The organism is Achromobacter sp. RW408, assembly GCF_003184165.1.
Classification (GTDB): domain Bacteria; phylum Pseudomonadota; class Gammaproteobacteria; order Burkholderiales; family Burkholderiaceae_B; genus Achromobacter; species Achromobacter xylosoxidans.
Map to the genome: position 1 here is coordinate 369,669 of NZ_QHHO01000046.1, position 15,472 is coordinate 385,140.

Genomic DNA, 15,472 nt, shown 5'->3' on the forward strand with positions numbered 1-15,472 from the left:
CGAAAAAGAAAAGCGCGCCGGAGGGCGCGCCGTGGTTGGATCAGGTGGTAGGCCGTCAAGGACGGGCGCTGCGGGCGTGCTGGTCGGCCAGCGCGGCCAGGCGGTTACGGGCGCGGTACAGCAGGTCCAGCTGCGCGCGCTTCTCGTCGGCCGGGATGCTCGCGCGCTCGAGCGCCTTGATCTTGAGATTGACGTCCCGGAGCTGGCTGTCGGCAGCCTTGAACAGTGCGCGCAGGCGCATCTGGTCGTCGCCGGCCAGCTCGCGGGCGCGCTCGAGGTCGCCCAGCTCGCGCGCCTGTGAAAAGGCGGCGTAGACCTGGTTGACTTCGCGCTGTTCGTCATAGAACCGCTGGATGTACTTGCTCGAGCGCGGGTCGGATTCCTTCACGAAATCGCCCACCACGAACCAGTTATCCAGGCGGCTCAGGTCGCGGCGCGGATTCTCGGGCAGGCCCGACAGCGGCCTGGCCAGGTGATCGGACACGTTCAGCGCCTGAGTGCCCAACCAGCCGAAGTAGCCGCGCACCAGGTGTTCCAGGCGCTGCGGCGATAGGCCCAGCGCCTTGCCCAGCGCCACCGCACCGGCCGAGGTCGACGCCGTGAAGCGATCGCCGGCCGGCAGGCGCTGCTGACCGACGCTGTCGATGTCGCGCTCGCGGAAGGAGTCGTAGTTGAACGCCGCTTCCATAGCCGGCTTCACCAGCTGCGGGACCGGGTTCATCGACAGCTGCTCGCTCAGGATGGCGCCGACCGTACGGCCGAAGTCCCGCAGGCGGAAATCGTCCCCGCCAAAGGCCAGCTCGGTGCCGCGCTCGACCACGCTGCCCAGGGCCCCGATCTCGAACGGCTTCGGGATGTAGACGAAGCGGTCGGTGCCCGGCAGTTTCGTGATCCAGAACGAATTGCGCGCCCAGTCGGGCAGATGCTTGTAGTCGTCATCGTCCTTCATTCCCAGGTACAGCAGCGCCGACGCCATCGCCACGGCGCCCGTCACCGCGGCGAACCGGGCAGGGTCTGCGGCCGCGCCGCGGCCCAGCTTGTACATGCCCTGCAGGCGTGCGTTGAAGAACGGCACCACCTGCGACAGCATCCGCACCGCGGAGAACGTGCCGCCGGCGGTGAAGTCCATCAGGTCGCGGGCGGCATAGCTGGCCTCCAGGTGGCTGCGGCCGGCCTTGCGCGCCTGCTGGTAGATCGCCGCGCGGTTGATCGTCTCGGATCGGTCGCCGGTTTCCTGATACCAGTCGAAGGCCTTGCGCAGCGCGCGGCCCATGCCGGCTGGCGACGTGATGACGTCATCGGGATGGGCGCCCAGCTCGTCGACCAGGCGTTTCACGTTGCGGGCGTTGCCGTCGTTGAAGGATCCGAAGCGCACCGCCCCGCCGCCAGCCATGAGCCGGCGCCAGGTGTCGCTCTCGGCACCCGTCGCCTTCCAGCCTTCGACCAGGTTGCGCAGCGGGTTCGTGGACAGGTTGCTGTCGATCGCCATCGCCTGGATCGTGTCGCGCAGCAGGTTGCGCACGCGGAAGGTCGGGCTGATGGTCACCCCCACGGTCAGCGCGTGCTTGAACTTGCGCGCCGCCTTGGTGAACGGGTCATTGGAGCCGACATAGTGCAGGGCCGTCAGGGCGTTCAGCACCAGGGGATCGGACACCAGGTAGTGCCGCTCCTGGCCGGCGAACATCGCGCGCACGCTGCCGCGCTCGGCCTGGCGCACGCGCGTGGCGACACCCAGCTTTTCCGCCTCCTGCAGCGCGCCCTGCGCGGCCAGGTTCTTCATGCTCGCGGACAGCAGATGCGACCAGTTCGACACCGTGTTGGCGACCAGGTCGCCCAGCTTGTCCGTGCCGCCCTTGAGGCGCTTGTATGCGTGCTGGCCCACCAGGCCGCCGATCTGGCCGGGCCCCATAGTGCCGGTGGCGTCATCCTCCATCACCCGGTAGAACGGCACATAGAACTCGCTCTCCCACAGCTTGCGCGAGCTGGGATCTACCAGGCCAGCCTCCTGCGCCACGTCCAGGACGGAGCGCTGCAGCTCGTTGAACTGGGCCAGGGCTTCGCGGTAGACGGTGGCGCGATCGCGGCCGTCGGCCATCTTGCCCTGAGCGAGGCGCTTGCCGGCCTCGATATCGTCGGGCGTGAAAAGCCGCTCGCGCGACGCGGGCTCGGCCATGGCGCCGGGCCACTTCGCCGCCTCGGCGCGCGCGGCGGCCTCGTTTGCAAAGCGCTCGGCCACGCCATTGTCGAACCGCACCTGCCATTCGGCAGCCAGGCGCTCGGCCCGGTTGGCGGCGATCCAGGCCATGAAATGGTCGTGTTCGCCGTTCAAGCCGGCCAGGATTTCCGCCAGCCCCTTGCCGCCGGCAGTGTCCAGCGCGCCGTCCTGCAGCTTGACCGCGCCGTGCCGCACCAGGTATTCGGCGGCGCCGTCGGCTCCCTTGGACAGCCGCGCCTGCATGTAGGCGGTGGCGCTGATGCCCTTGAGCGGTGCGAACTGATCGAAAATTCCCTGCACCAGCTTCGCCTGCCAGCGATCAGACGCCTTGGCCAAACGCGCCTTGATGGGCTCCTGTTCCGCCCAGGCGCCGATTTTCCCCAGGAACTTGTTGCGCTGGCGCCGCTCGATGTCCGACAGCGTCTCGCCCGGCCGCTCGACCTTGGCGCCGCGTTTGGGCTCTCGGGCCGCACCCGGCTGCGCCGGCGGCGCGCCGGCGGTGGCCGCGGCCGCCCGCGATTCCATGGGCCCAGAAGTACGAAGCCCCGCGGCGGGCGGGGCTTCTTTGTGGCGGCGGCGCGACTCGAGCGCGCCAGGGTCGAACACCCAGCCGGCTCGCCCCTCCCTGTTGACGATCGCCGCGATATCTTCTACCGTAAAGGCTCGCCCTGACGGCGTCCGATCTGCGCCCGCTTTGGAAGCGGGAATGCTTACGGCGGACGTGTTGTCGGGGCGCTTTGCTTCCACCACGTCGGAAAGATCGTGGTCGTAGAACAGGTGACCATTGGCGTTTTCCTTCACAACCAGACGCGCCAGGTAGTCCTGGCCAGCGATCTCCACGGGCGCATACAGCGTGTGGACCTGGCTGGTGAAGGGATCACGCTGCTTGTTGCGGTTGGCCTCGGAATGTCCCAGGATGGCCTGTTCGATCAGGCCCGGCAATGCCACCATGGACTGGACCTTGCTGATGCGGGCGCTGCGTGACAGCGATTCCTTGATGCCGCGTTGGCTGACCTGCACCGCCCAACCGGTCGCGCGGTTCACGAAATTTTTCCCTTTCAGGTTCTCCGCCGCCCAGGCACGCGCAGCGTCGCGCAGCTCCTTAGCGCCCAGCTCGGCCGCGCCCAGCTCCTCGCCTGTCAGCACCGTCACGGTCGCGCCGGTGGTGTCGGCACTGCGGCTGGCCGCCATCGAGGCCGCGGCTTCCTGCATGCCGGCGCTCACTCGCGCCGCCGGCGCGCGCTGCAGGAACCGGCCGGCGTCGACGACCATCTTGCGGATATCGACGTTGTTCAGCTGCAGGTTCAGGCCCAGCCGCCGCAGCGCAGCGCGGATCATGCCGTAGAGACGTTCCAGGAACACAGGGCGCTTGCCCTGCTCGGCCATGCGCGCCAGGACTTCGCGGGCGCGGTTGGCGGCCGAATAGTCCGGGTAGCGCGCCGTCACCGCCTCGAAGGTGGCGTAATGCGCATGGTCCGGGCCCGCGTCGCGTGGGATGTGCACGCCATCCGGCGCGCGAGCCAGGCGGCGCACGTCGGCCAGCACGTCGCGGAAGCGATCGCCCAGCAGCGCCTCGACGCCGAAGTGGCCGACCACCTCATGCGCCAGCACCTGCTGCAGGCGCTCCGCCGTGGGCAGGTTTTCCGCCACCAGGTAGATCCGGCCGCCATCGCCCGCCGGGTAGTAGGCTCCCTCGGCCATCGCGGACGGTTTCGCCCCCTCGGGAATCTGGTCGGCGCGCTCCACCACAGACACTCGCAGGCCGGCAGCGCCTGGCAACTTGCCCATGAAGTTGGACACCAGTTTCTTGGCCTCAGAAACAGAAACCCCGGCGCGGGACCGGGGCTTTTCGATCGTGCGGCGCTCGAGTGGCGGGCCGTCAGAGAGAAAGCTGCGCTGGCCTCGCGCGGCCGCGCGGTCCGCGTCCCTGTCGCTGCCGCTGAGGACGAAATCCCCGGCCTCTGTATCCGCCTGCGCTCGCGCTTCCGCGTCCTTCACAGCTTGGGCTTGCGATGCATCGTGCCGCGCCTGGCTGGCAGCCTGATCGCGCAGTCCGTCGACGGTGGGATTCTCGAGCGCTAGGGTTTGCGCGCGGCCCGCTGGATCACTTCCTGCGCCTGGTCCATCGCCTCGCGCTCCTGGTTGGCCTGGACCGCTCGCAGAATTGCCAACGTCCCTTCGGCCATACGCCGTTGCTTGGGACTTAACTGAGGCCTCGAAGACGCCGGGGTCTCCGTCGGCTTGGATTGAGGCGCGTTCGATAATGGCTTCTCGGGTTGAGACATCCTTGATTCCTTGCTCGCTCAGGTAGACCGCAGCATCGAATTGCGCCGCCAGCTCCTGCATGGTCGTGTCGGCCGGCATGGCGTCGATCGCGCCAAAAAGATCCTCGGCCAGCTTGTTTTTATCCTTGGCATCGCTGAACCGCTCGGCCTGCTGTTCAGCATACGCGCGGCGGACGGCCTCGTCCATCTGCTCGAGCGAATAGACCGCCTCGCCCTCCATCGCCTCGCGCACGCGGTCCATGGCTGTGCCCGCCAGGTCGACGGTGTCGCCGTCCATCGGCAGGTAGCCCGATTGCTGCATCGCCTCCACCAGGCGGTCGGCGTCCATCCCACCCTGCCGGAACAAGCCCGGCACCCGGCGATTCGCCAGGTGGGCGCGATCGCCGTAGATATCGGCTGCCAGCTCGGGGCGGATGCCTCCGGCCTGGCGCACCATCTGCAGGAAGTCGCGCCGCGCGCCGCGCGCGAAGTCGGCCGCAGAAGGTGCCGGCGCCTCTCGCGGGGGTTGGCCAGTGCGCGGGCGCGCCACAAAACCGCCATCCGCCGGTTCGACGTCGGCATTCCCGTGCAGCGTGGCGGCGCGCTGGGCCGCGCCACGGGTCAGGAAGGGGCGGCCGCCCTTGGCGGTAATGTCGGGCTCGGCCACCAGCGTACCCAGGCCGGATTCCGACGCGGGCTTCGTCGTGTCGCCTTCGTCGATCCAGCGCTTGAACGTGGGCACGTCCATCTGGGTGATCTTGCCCATGCCACGCCAGTCCGGCGTGTAGCTGTCGCGGTAGGCGCGCTCGGCGTCCTCGCGGGTGTCGTAGCCCAGCATCACCTTCGCTTCATCGAACCGGCCGCCAGCTGGATCGACCTGGTCAATGACGAACACCGGGCCGGCGAAATCGGGCGTGGTGCCCGGGCGAACGAATACGTCCACCTGGTCGCCGTCGGCGCCCTGCGTCCGACGGATGTAGCCATAGTGACCGGCCATCCGGTTGGCCCAGCTGGTGCCGTCGGGGGACGTGCCGCGGCGCTCCGACCCCTCGGGATTCTCGATCGAGATATCCAGGCCGGCGATGCGCGTGCGCCCGACCTTGTAGTTGCCGGCATCCTTCTGGGCGTCGGTCGGCTCGGGGCGGTCGTTCGTCGGCGACGTGGCCGCCTCGTGGGCTGCGGCGTCGGTTGCCGCGCCGGGGTGGCGCTCGCCGGCGGCCGCGACATCGGGCGTCATGCCCATAGCCGCCTGGCGCGCCAGCTCGGCGTCACGCTGGCCAGCGGTGGCCGCCACGCCCTCGCCGTCGACCTGATAGACCGGGGCCGGCAACGCGCGCCGCACCGGCGCACCCGACAGGGCGGCACCTACTGCTGCCTCCAGCTGCGCCGCGTTGTAAGGCTGCATGGCGTTCTCGTGGCGGATGATGGCGGCCGTCAACCCGGTCAGCGTCGCCGGGTCGCTCAGATCCAGCTGCTGGTTGGGCTCCACGCCCAGCGCACGCGCCACCTGGCCCACATATGCGCCGGTGTCGTTTTCAGACGGCGGCGCCCACCGGTTCAGGATGCCCTGCACGGTGCCCAGACCGTGCTGGCGCTGGTAGGTCAGCAGGTTCATCCCGATCGCGCGGATACCATCCTCCGGCGTGGCGAAGGTGGCAAAGCGCGGATCATTGCCCTCGACCTCGCCGTCGAAGCCGGCACCCTTCTGGATGTTGCCAGGGTTGTTGTTGCGAATCCCGCGCGGCGCGTTGGCAGGCATGCGCCACGAGTCGCGGGCGACGAAGCCCTCGCCAGCGGCGTACCCGTCCGGCGCCGGCAATGCCGCGCGCTGGATCGGCCCGTCCAGGACGGGAAAGGCCTCCGGCCCCTCGAGCGCCGCCGGGCCGCCCATGGCCTGGCGCAGCGAGTTGCCCGGCATGGGCTCGGCGAAGAGTTCGGACAGCCGCACGAAGCGGCCGCGGCCGTCGGCCGTCCGGATTCGGGCCAGCTGTTCACCGCCGGGGCGCGCGGTCGCGGCATTGCTCTCCACGCCCAGAAACTCGACGGGCAGCTCGCGGCCGTTCTGCCGCAGGTAGACCTGCTGGCGCGGCGCGAAGCCTGCGCCCTGGCCGTCTGCATTCGCCGTGTCCGCGGCGTCCGGCGCGCCCTCGGTGCCGCCGCTGCCCTCTGCTGCCGTCGGCGCGACGCCAGCGGCCTGCTGGTCGACCGCCGCCCCAGGCCGCACGATGAACCCGTTTTCGTAGCGCAGCACCTGCGCCCCCTCGCCCAGCTCCTCGGCGCGCTGGCGCGCGGCGCTGGCCGTCACAAACGGCTTGCCGCTGGCGTGCATCACGTCGCCCGCCTCGAGGCTTGGCGCCGACGGCACGCCACGGTGGCGCACGCTTTCGGTTGCGCCATGCACCGCGCCCGGCCCCATGCCTGCGACGAAGCCCAGGGCCGCGTTGCCGAATGATCCGGCCATCGGGTCCAGCGCCATGCCCGCGCCGGCGTTGATACCCTTCTGGGTGGCATACCCCTCGCCTACCTCTTGGACGGCTTCCTCGGTGCCGGCCAGGCCAGCCTTGCCCAGCGTCTGCGCCACCACTCCGCGATCGCCCAGCACCCGCCCGGCCGGCGACAGGATTCGGCCGGTAGCCGCGCCTCCGACAGCGGACACAGGCAGCGTGCGCACGAATGCGGCATTCTCGGCGTCGGCGCGCACCCGGGCGCGCGCTTCCTCCGGCGTCACGCCCTGCGCGATCAGATCTCGATATGCGGACGATGCGGCGGCCAGTTGCTGGTCGTCCAGGCCGTCGATCGTTTCTCGCGCCTGCTCGATCGCATTACCGCCGCCCATGGCGCCGCCAGCAGCAGCGCCTGCGGCCATGCGGGCCCCGACCCCCAAGGGGCCGGCGGCCACCGACGCGAGTACGGGCAGCGCGCTGGAACCGCCGGCGTTCAGCGCCTGCAGGGCCAAGCCCGATGCTGACGGGTCGCGGCCCAGCGTCCAGGTCTCCGGCTTGTCCAGGTCGCCGCCCGGTTGCGAGTCGGCCTCACGGCGCTTCGCCTCTTCCGTGCGCGAATCCAGCACTCGTTCGCCCAGGCGATGCGTTGCATCCGCCGCCCCCTCCAGTGGGTTGGTGGGGATTTCCAAGCCAGCATCAAAGGCCTGGTTCACCGCAGTCACGCCGACCCGACCCAGGCCTTCGGCAACCTTCCCCACGCCGCGCACGGCGCTGCCGGCGCCCTTGATCGCGCCGCCGGCGAGCGTCTTGGGGAAGTCGACGAACTCAATGCCGCCGCCATCCTGCTGCGGCCGCGTGTAGTCGGCTACGCGGAAAGTGAACGGCAAGGGCTTCCCGGTGGCGCCCGCCGGCGCACCGGCGTCCGAGAACTGGACATCCAGGTCGGCGCGGACCTGATCGCGGCGCGCTGCCACGTTGTCTTTGAACTCGATCCCGTCAGCGGGATTTTCAAAGTTTTCCATCTATTCCCTCTATTCTGCGGTGGTGCGGCCCATGGCGGCGCGCGTGAATTCGGATCCCTCGGTGGCGCGGGCCCAGCGTTCAGCCGCGGCCTGCTCGGCTACGCGGGCCAGCTCGACATCGCGCTCGGCCTGCTGCAACTGCGCGGCGTGCCTGGCGCGCGCCTCCTGGCCCGCTTTCAATCCGGGCGGGCTGGATCGCAATTGGCGTACGAGGGCTTGCGCCTGGCGCAGCTCGGCGCGGGCGGTATCGAGCTGGGCGCCCTCTGCGCTATCGGCCGCCGCTGCTGCGGGGGTGGCGGCAGCAGGCGCGGCGCGGCCGGCCGGCGCAGGCTTGGCCACAGTCGGCGCCGCCTGCGCAGGCCGAGATGCTTCGGCCGGAGCGGTAGCGGCCGGCGCTGCCTGACCTCCGCCCTGTGTAGGCGCTGCCACCAGGCGCGCTCGGATTTTTTCCTGCACCGCCTTGGGCACGACGGAAACCGGCAGGTATACCAATTGGCCCTCGTGCTCCACACCAAAGCCGAACTGTCGATCACCGAGCTGGATCGGCCTGATGTCGGCGGTCCCCGCGTACACATCTTGGGCGAGCGCAGCCAGGTTCCCGGCCGTCAGTACCTCGCCCGCAGGCGTGCCGGCATTCAGGCGGTTGATGTTCTCGCCGGTGGCGATGATGCCGCTCACCAACTTGCGCTGGTCATCGCCCAGCCCGTCCAAGCTGTCCACCTTGAAAATGCGCATGACGTGGTTGGCGAAATCCTTGTCGGACGTCGTCATCCTCGGCTTGCCTGCTTCACTGCCCTGGGCGCCGACCCTCAAGCCCCCCTGCCCATCGGGGGTGTACAGCGTTTGATCCTTGCCCACGAGACGCGGCTTGGCGAGTTCTTCCTTCATCCGCAGTTCGCTGGCCAGCATCTGCTCTCGGCGTTTCTGCTCGGCATCGAAAAGCAGCTTCGCCTGCTGCGCCACCATGGCCTGCTGCGCCTTTGGGTCGCTGATGCTGCGCACGAAGGTCTGCAACATGTTTTCGGTGATCGGCTGCTGCACCGGCTTGCCCGTCACGGTATCCACGCCGACGAAGTCGTACACTGGCGCGCCCCCGGCCTGTTCACTGCGGCGAGTGATCGCCTTCACCTCGATGCCTCCCGGCATGAACCGGTTCACGAAGGGGACATAGGCGTTCGGATCGCCGGTCAGCTGGTAGCGTCCCTGCGCCGCGGCGAAGGCCTGTTCACGGTGCTGGCCGATGTACTTCTCCCGATCCGCCAGCAATTGCATCGCTCGGCCAGGTTCCCCCAACTCCAGAGCCTTTCGATATGCCCGGGTCAACCCATCGGCGACCTGTCCGAAGTCGCTGGCACCTAGGTAATCAGCGGCTTCCGGACTTTTTTTTTCTGCCGTCGGCGATATGCCGGCCAATCCCAGCACCCCGCCCTGTCTCGCTCCAAAGCCGGCGCCACCGCTCGCCACATCCGCCAGGCCCACAGATTGCGCCACGGGCGCGACAGGGGGCACCGGCGTGCTGACTGCCACAGGCTGCAGGCCTGCTGTGTCATTCACCATAGTGGCGCCGGAGTCCGCAGTACGCTGTGCCGGAACCGGCTGGAGTCCAACGTCCCCCGCCTGCGGAGCGGCTGCGGCGGCCTGCCCGAGCATCTCCGAAGCCAGTTTCCTATCGACCATGCGCTTTCGGTCGTACTCCTCGCGTGCGCGCTTCCTATCAGCGGCGTCGTCCCACGCCCGCGAAATCGCCATTCCATTACGCAGCCCGTCGGCCAGGCCGCCCGCAAAGCTTCCGTTCATCGCCATCAGATCCTCTCCAGTCCAATCAGGCCGGCCGACAAGTCGCCCGACAATGCCGGCGGCAGTGCGCCGGCCGTTTTTTCGTCGGGTGCATTGCCCACCGCCAGGCCGGCGACGTCCATCAGTCCCACGTCGCTGCGCCGCCGCTCCAGACGATCCACCTTTTTGGCGAGCGCCCGGATCGCAGCGTGGTGCTTCCCGGTCACGCTGACCATGTCCAACCCCATCCCGCCAGGCGCCACGCCATCGCCGAACTGCGCCTGCATGTCTTCCGCATAGGGGCCAACGTGGCGGCCGCCGTCCTCAACGCCATCCTTGTATTTCCAGCTCTCGACAGGCACCTTGGTCAGACCTTCCAACGCCTTCTCGTCGTCGACGGGCTCGCCGTCCTCCTTGAGTTCTTTCGACGACGACATGAAGTACTGGCCCGCGAGCATCGCGCCGGTGCCTATAAGCGAGCCCAGCCCAGACTGGCCAGCTTGGCTGGCCTGCTGCTGCATGTTCATCTGCGCCAACCCCATCTGGCCGGCGGCACCGTAGGCGCCGCTCGCCATACCCAGCAGCCCCTGCCCCGTCCCCGCGGCATTGCCCTGGGCCGCCTGCGCCCCCATCACGCCAGTGGCGGAGTTCCCCGCCTGCAGGGCCGCCTGCGACGCCGCGATGCCGGTGCCGGTCTGGTTCCGGCCGAACTTCGCCGCGTTCTCGCGCAGGCTCATGCCCAGCAGCTTGGTGTCGTTGCGCTCCTTGTTGACCGCGCCCGCGGTTGCCAGCGCCCGCGCATTAGCCTGATCCGTCATAGCGGTGCTGCCCAAGCTGCTGGTGGGCGAAACGCCCATGCGAGCCATCTCGCGCGAGGTCTGCGCCTGCGTGTTGTCGAACTGCCTGCCCACGGTCGCCGCGGCCAGGCCTTCGCGTCGCGCGATCTCCTCCGGGCTGTCGTAGTTCATGGCCTCCTCGGCCATCTTGTTCTCGATCGGCTGGAATACGGACTTGTACTGATTCCATTGATCGTCGCCGCGCTGCGCGTTCTTGTTGGCCTCGCCCAGCGCATTGTTCAGCAGCCCCTGGTAGATCGGCGCGAACTGCTCCGTCAGCTGCTGGTTCCATTCGAAATTGCGCTCGGCAAGATCCTGGGCGCGCATGCCGATCTGGGCATTGGCTTCCTGGGCCCGGCCGACGGCCGGATCCTGTTTCACTTCCGTGGACATGCAGCCCATCTCAGTCACCTCGTGCGGCCTTCTCGGCCTCCAGGTTGGTCAAGTACTCGGGATACGGTTCAGCCAGCTGGCGCAGCTCCACCCCCACCGCGCGCGCCCATTCCATGCCGCCCAGCAGCAGCGCGCAATGGGTCACCAGGTCAACATAGGAGGCGCGCAGGACATAGGCCGTCCGCTTGCCCGCCACGCCGCCCGCGCGCTCCAGATCCGTGGCGATCGTCCAGTTGGTCGCGGCGTTCGCCAGCACCGCGTTCAGGCTGGCGAAATTGGCCTGGTAGAACGCATTGCGCGGCAGCACCACCAGAGCCTGGAACATGGCGCGGTTGATATCGGCGTCGCTGAGAATCCTGTCGCGGTCAACCAGGTCATCCCAGAAGTGCGCCACGTCGAACGCCGTGCGCAGGAAATCGACCGCGCTGGCGTTACCGCGCATCCAGCGCAGCACCGTCGCCTGGTCAAAAAAAGGCGCGCTCATCGGCGCGCCTTCGTGGTCTTGACGGGCTTGGTCGCCCGCCTGCGAGTGGCGGACACCTCGGCCTTGCGGGCATAGGCCGGGTCGATGGCACCAGCATCGTCGGAACCCTGCGCCGCCGCGGCGGGCGGCACCATGGACGCCGCGGCCGACAACGCCTCGCTACGAGCGGCTTCGACGGCCTGCTGCGCCACCTGCAGCAGACTCATCACCAGGCCCATGGCCAGCTCCTGGGTGATGCGGTTCCCCACGTTGGAGAAGATGGCGTTTTCGATTTCCTTTTGCATGTCGTCCTTGCCAGCGGTTGGTTAGAGAATCCCGGCCACGTCGATGATCGACACCTGCGGGCTGGGTGCATACGAGATAAAGGTATTGGTGCGGGTTGGGCTCCAACCAAAGAAGCGCACACCGAACTGCGGGAAGCCCGCCCAGAAGCCGTTCGCGGTCGCCTGCAACGCTTCGGCCATGAGGTAGGTTTCCCAGCCCGACACGCCGGGCAGCGAGTTGTATCCCTGCCGGACAAAGGCCTGGTTGTAGGCGTACTTGCCCGACACCAGCCCGCTGTAGGTCCAGCCGTCCTGATACGCCGTGCGGTAAGCGGTGTAGTAGTCGGGAATGTTCACGCTGCCGATGACGTTCAGCGGGCGCTGCGCCGCGGTGAAAATCTGCGAACCCGACTCGTTGAATGCATCCAGGTAACTCGGGGTTACCGGCCTGTCGAACACGTAATACTCGGCTGGCTTGTTGAACGCGAACTCCAGTGTGCCGCCCGAGAGATTGGCCCAGGACAGATAGCAGGCCTCGCCCACCGGGCGGAAGAACAAGACAGGGTCTAGGGCCACCACCGCTGCCGAATTGTTAGCTACGCCGGCGTGGCGCAGAAACATGTTGATGGACGAGCTGTCCACGATCAGCTCGCTGGCGCCGGAGAGCAGCTGAAAACCGGCAGCCATTCACCGCACCCCGTAGATGATGGTGGCGGTCGCCCTGTCGCCCGGCATGTCTTCCAGGAATTTCCACCGGAGGGTGATCCCGTCGCGCCAGACGAACGGCGCATTGACGCTCGCCGGGTTGCCCTGCGGCAGGGTCGCAAACCACGGTTCACCGCCCTCTGCCAGCCGGGCATCGGCGTGCGCCCCGTCCGACGTGCCGGTGGCGACCTTTCCGTATTGCCGACTGATCTTGCTCAGGTAGGACGTCAGGACGGCCCCGTTGGGCGCGTAGGTCTCGATGCCGGCCGGCATTACCAGATCCCCAGACGCACGCGCAGCACGTTGTTGGCGTCGAACACCAGCAGCAGGTTGTCGCGGATCTCCAGCCGCGCGCCGCTCACCGCCGTGCGCAGCAGGCCAATGGTGGCGGTGATTGCCGACAGGCTCGTCACATTGAGCTTGTCCGCCGTGATGGAGCCCGCGGCGATGCGCGCCGCGTTCAGCACGCCGGCGGTGATCTTGTCGGCGCTCAGGTTGGCGATCTTCGCGTTGGTGATCGCCGCGTCCTCGATGTTGGCCGTCTTGACGTAGGCAGTCGTGATAACGGCCAGGCGCGCGGACAGCGACGCCACCGTCAGCCGGTCCGCGTTCAGGCTGTTCACGGCGATGCGATCGCCGCTCATCTCCCCGAATGTGACCTTGGCCGCCGACAGGTTGGCGATCTTGGCGTCGGTGATCGAAGCGTTGCCCAGCTTGGCATTGGAGATGGAACCGTTTGCGACGTACAGGTCGCGGATGTAGATCCCGGCCGGCACCGGCACGCCGTTGATTTCCGTCGGTTCGGGAATCTCGTACAGCAGCGCCTTGGGGTCGCCAGCGGCCGACAGGACGTCGATCAGGTAGGCAGGGTCCAGCGAGATGGCGCCGGTCGTGCCGCCCACGGCGTTGAACGGCCCCACCTTGCCGCCGACGGACACGAACCGCACCCAGTAGAAATAGGTGGTGGCGGTGGCGCCGCCTACCGGATCCGCATACACCCAGCCGGTGGTCTGGCCGACGCTCTGCGCCTGCGCCTGGTTGTCGGTCGTGCCGCGGAAAATCTCCGCATAGCCGAAGTAGGCGAAGTTCGGCTTGTCCCATTCCAACACCACGGTGCCCAGGCCGGGCGTTGCCTTGAAGCCGGTCGGCGCCGGCGGGATGCCATCGACCACCGGCGGCGTGCTGGGCTGGAACGTGCCCCCCGGATTCTTGATGAGGATGGGCTTGCCATCGGCGCCGCGCATCGTGACGATGCCGTTCTCGACCAGGTCGCCCCAGGTTACCGCCTTGTCCACGGCCTGGCCGCCCTTCCCGAACCGCGTCGCCAGGGTCAGCCGCATCTGCTCGAGCGCGCGGGTCGCGGCCGGGTTATCGGGCAGCCGGGCAGACTCGATCGCCGGCAGGTCTGCGTAGCGCAGGCCGGATCGTGCAGAGGTCGCCATCGTCAGACCGCCGTGACGTTGCCCAGGACCGACGCCACGGTCACCTCGGAGATAGCCGCGGTGCCCTCGACGGTGAACTCGTAGCTGCGGGCGCGATAGTTGCCGCGCAGCCGGAACGGGCGGCCGTTGGTCACCTGGTGCTGCAGCTCCACGTCCAGCGGCCCGCCAGACGTCTCGATCGTTGCCCGTAGCCGGAAAGTCACCGGGTAGGCGTCGGCCACCACCTGGGCGGCGCCGATGTTCTGGGCGCGCTCGAGGATGAACCGCTTGCTCACCCGGCGCATGGCCAGCGGCACCGCGCCCCCGTCCCATTTGTGCACGTTGCCGTCAGGCAGCGCCAGGAACAGCTCATCGCGCCGGCCGTCCGAGTACGAAGCCGTGGCATACACATCGGTACGGGTCAGCGACATGGCGCCGCGCGTCAGGTCGAAAATCAGGCCGCCGCGCTCGGCACCGGTGTCGAACCAGCAGAAGTAGCGGTTGTCGTGCACGCTGGCATGCATCGAGGCCGGCCGGTAGGCCTGCCACTGCGCCCGGGTCAGCAGCTCCTCGGTCACCACACCCACGCCGCCGGCCTGATCGACCATGACCAGGCCATCGGGAGAGGCGTAGACAACGCCGCCCTTGAACGCCCTGATGGTGCGCTTGGCGACGCACGGCTGGTTGCCGTCCAGGCGCAGCGGCGTCAGGGTGACCGGATCCGCCTGGGTCGCCAGATAGGTGTCGCCCTTGGTGCACACAACCGTGGCCTGGCCCATAATGGCGCCGCCCACAATCTCGTCGGCGACCGGCGAGTAGTAGGGCCAGCCGAAGGGCTTGAACACCTCCGACCGGTACACCCGCTTGCCAGAAAATCCGATCATGAACCCGCCGGGGTGCGCCATCAGGCCGAACAGGTCCGCCGGCGGCGGCACCAGCGCGCGCTCGGGCAGCGCTTCGCCCAGCTCGGTGAAGTCCACCTTGTCGGAAAAGGTCACGGCGCCGGCCGGCACTTCTTTCCAGAATCGCAGCACGGCCGTGCCGGCCGCGTCGGTGGTGGAGATGTAGAGCCGCTTCAGCGTGATGTTGTATTCGCCAGCCGGCGGCCCCTCCATGTTGATCACGTTCAGGGTGTCATTGGTGGCAGCATTGAACGGGTCGCTCACCTCGTTGGGCGGCCCTTCCTCGCCCCAGGCCGACACGAAGGTGTACGCCAGCAGGCACGACTGGCGCTCCAGGCCCGAGGGCGGATCGGGCTGCAGGGCGACCGTCACCGTGGCCCGCGACGTCGGCGCCGGGATGCCCAGCCGATACCACGCGGACGGCATCTGGCCGTCGGTTGTAGCCATGGTCGAATCCGTCACGCGCGGCGGCTGCCCTGCCTCGGTAAAATAGGTCCGCTCCTGGGCGTCGTCCGGAATGGCGCCGCGCGCCACATCGGTATCGTTCAGCCAGTGGAACCAGTAGCGCGAGTCGTCATCGATCGAGCGGCCGAAGCGATAGATCGCCAGCTTGGTGCCGACCTTGGCCAGGTCGGCGACCTTGGCCGGCGCCCGGTACGGCACCAGCGAGCCACGCTGCAGGCTGGCGTTCAGCACGTCCTGGCTGGCGCCGGCCGGCAACAGGTGCGGCTCAACCCTGGGCAGCAT

The 15,472-nt window shown here is 68.4% G+C and carries 9 protein-coding genes; all 9 read right to left on the minus strand.

The features are described from left to right. Positions 1 to 55: 55 nt before the first annotated feature. From DK459_RS11775 to DK459_RS11815, 9 genes are read right to left on the minus strand one after another with little or no spacing between them, the layout of a single operon-like run. Complete coding sequence (locus DK459_RS11775; protein ID WP_110134743.1) at positions 56 to 7,945, minus strand: LPD38 domain-containing protein; 7,890 nt, start codon at positions 7,943 to 7,945, stop codon at positions 56 to 58. 9 nt (positions 7,946 to 7,954) lie between these two features. Then, on the minus strand, positions 7,955 to 9,748 hold the full coding sequence (locus DK459_RS11780; protein WP_110134744.1) for a hypothetical protein: 1,794 nt from the start codon (positions 9,746 to 9,748) through the stop codon (positions 7,955 to 7,957). Next, positions 9,748 to 10,950 carry a tail fiber domain-containing protein gene (locus tag DK459_RS11785; RefSeq protein ID WP_158288271.1) on the minus strand — a complete coding sequence of 401 codons (1,203 nt, stop codon included), beginning with the start codon at positions 10,948 to 10,950 and terminating at the stop codon, positions 9,748 to 9,750. Before DK459_RS11785 ends, DK459_RS11780 begins: the two co-directional genes overlap by 1 nt. Before the next feature lie 10 nt (positions 10,951 to 10,960). Further along, positions 10,961 to 11,434 (minus strand): hypothetical protein, encoded by a 474-nt coding sequence (locus DK459_RS11790; protein WP_110134746.1) that lies wholly within the window; start codon positions 11,432 to 11,434, stop codon positions 10,961 to 10,963. After that, positions 11,431 to 11,718 carry a hypothetical protein gene (locus DK459_RS11795; protein ID WP_110134747.1) on the minus strand — a complete coding sequence of 96 codons (288 nt, stop codon included), beginning with the start codon at positions 11,716 to 11,718 and terminating at the stop codon, positions 11,431 to 11,433. The genes DK459_RS11790 and DK459_RS11795 overlap by 4 nt, the downstream gene beginning before the upstream one ends. 21 nt (positions 11,719 to 11,739) lie before the next feature. Beyond that, positions 11,740 to 12,384, minus strand: a complete 645-nt coding sequence (locus tag DK459_RS11800; RefSeq protein ID WP_110134748.1) for a hypothetical protein — start codon at positions 12,382 to 12,384, stop codon at positions 11,740 to 11,742. Beyond that, entirely contained in the window at positions 12,385 to 12,675 is a 291-nt protein-coding gene (locus DK459_RS11805; RefSeq protein WP_060721017.1) for a hypothetical protein, read from the minus strand. Further along, entirely contained in the window at positions 12,675 to 13,844 is a 1,170-nt protein-coding gene (locus tag DK459_RS11810) for a hypothetical protein (protein WP_110134749.1), read from the minus strand. Before DK459_RS11810 ends, DK459_RS11805 begins: the two co-directional genes overlap by 1 nt. Before the next feature lie 2 nt (positions 13,845 to 13,846). Beyond that, positions 13,847 to 15,472, minus strand: coding sequence for a hypothetical protein (locus DK459_RS11815; RefSeq protein ID WP_146221892.1), 1,626 nt, complete (start codon positions 15,470 to 15,472; stop codon positions 13,847 to 13,849).

Excerpts from the sequence above, each read along its gene's own strand:
- DK459_RS11815 (WP_146221892.1), bottom strand. The coding sequence starts at position 15,472 with ATGCTGCCCAGGGTTGAGCCGCACCTGTTGCCGGCCGGCGCCAGCCAG.
- DK459_RS11810 (WP_110134749.1), bottom strand. The coding sequence starts at position 13,844 with ATGGCGACCTCTGCACGATCCGGCCTGCGCTACGCAGACCTGCCGGCG.
- DK459_RS11785 (WP_158288271.1), bottom strand. The coding sequence starts at position 10,950 with ATGTCCACGGAAGTGAAACAGGATCCGGCCGTCGGCCGGGCCCAGGAA.
- DK459_RS11800 (WP_110134748.1), bottom strand. The coding sequence starts at position 12,384 with ATGGCTGCCGGTTTTCAGCTGCTCTCCGGCGCCAGCGAGCTGATCGTG.
- DK459_RS11775 (WP_110134743.1), bottom strand. The coding sequence starts at position 7,945 with ATGGAAAACTTTGAAAATCCCGCTGACGGGATCGAGTTCAAAGACAAC.
- DK459_RS11795 (WP_110134747.1), bottom strand. The coding sequence starts at position 11,718 with ATGCAAAAGGAAATCGAAAACGCCATCTTCTCCAACGTGGGGAACCGC.
- DK459_RS11805 (WP_060721017.1), bottom strand. The coding sequence starts at position 12,675 with ATGCCGGCCGGCATCGAGACCTACGCGCCCAACGGGGCCGTCCTGACG.
- DK459_RS11780 (WP_110134744.1), bottom strand. The coding sequence starts at position 9,748 with ATGGCGATGAACGGAAGCTTTGCGGGCGGCCTGGCCGACGGGCTGCGT.
- DK459_RS11790 (WP_110134746.1), bottom strand. The coding sequence starts at position 11,434 with ATGAGCGCGCCTTTTTTTGACCAGGCGACGGTGCTGCGCTGGATGCGC.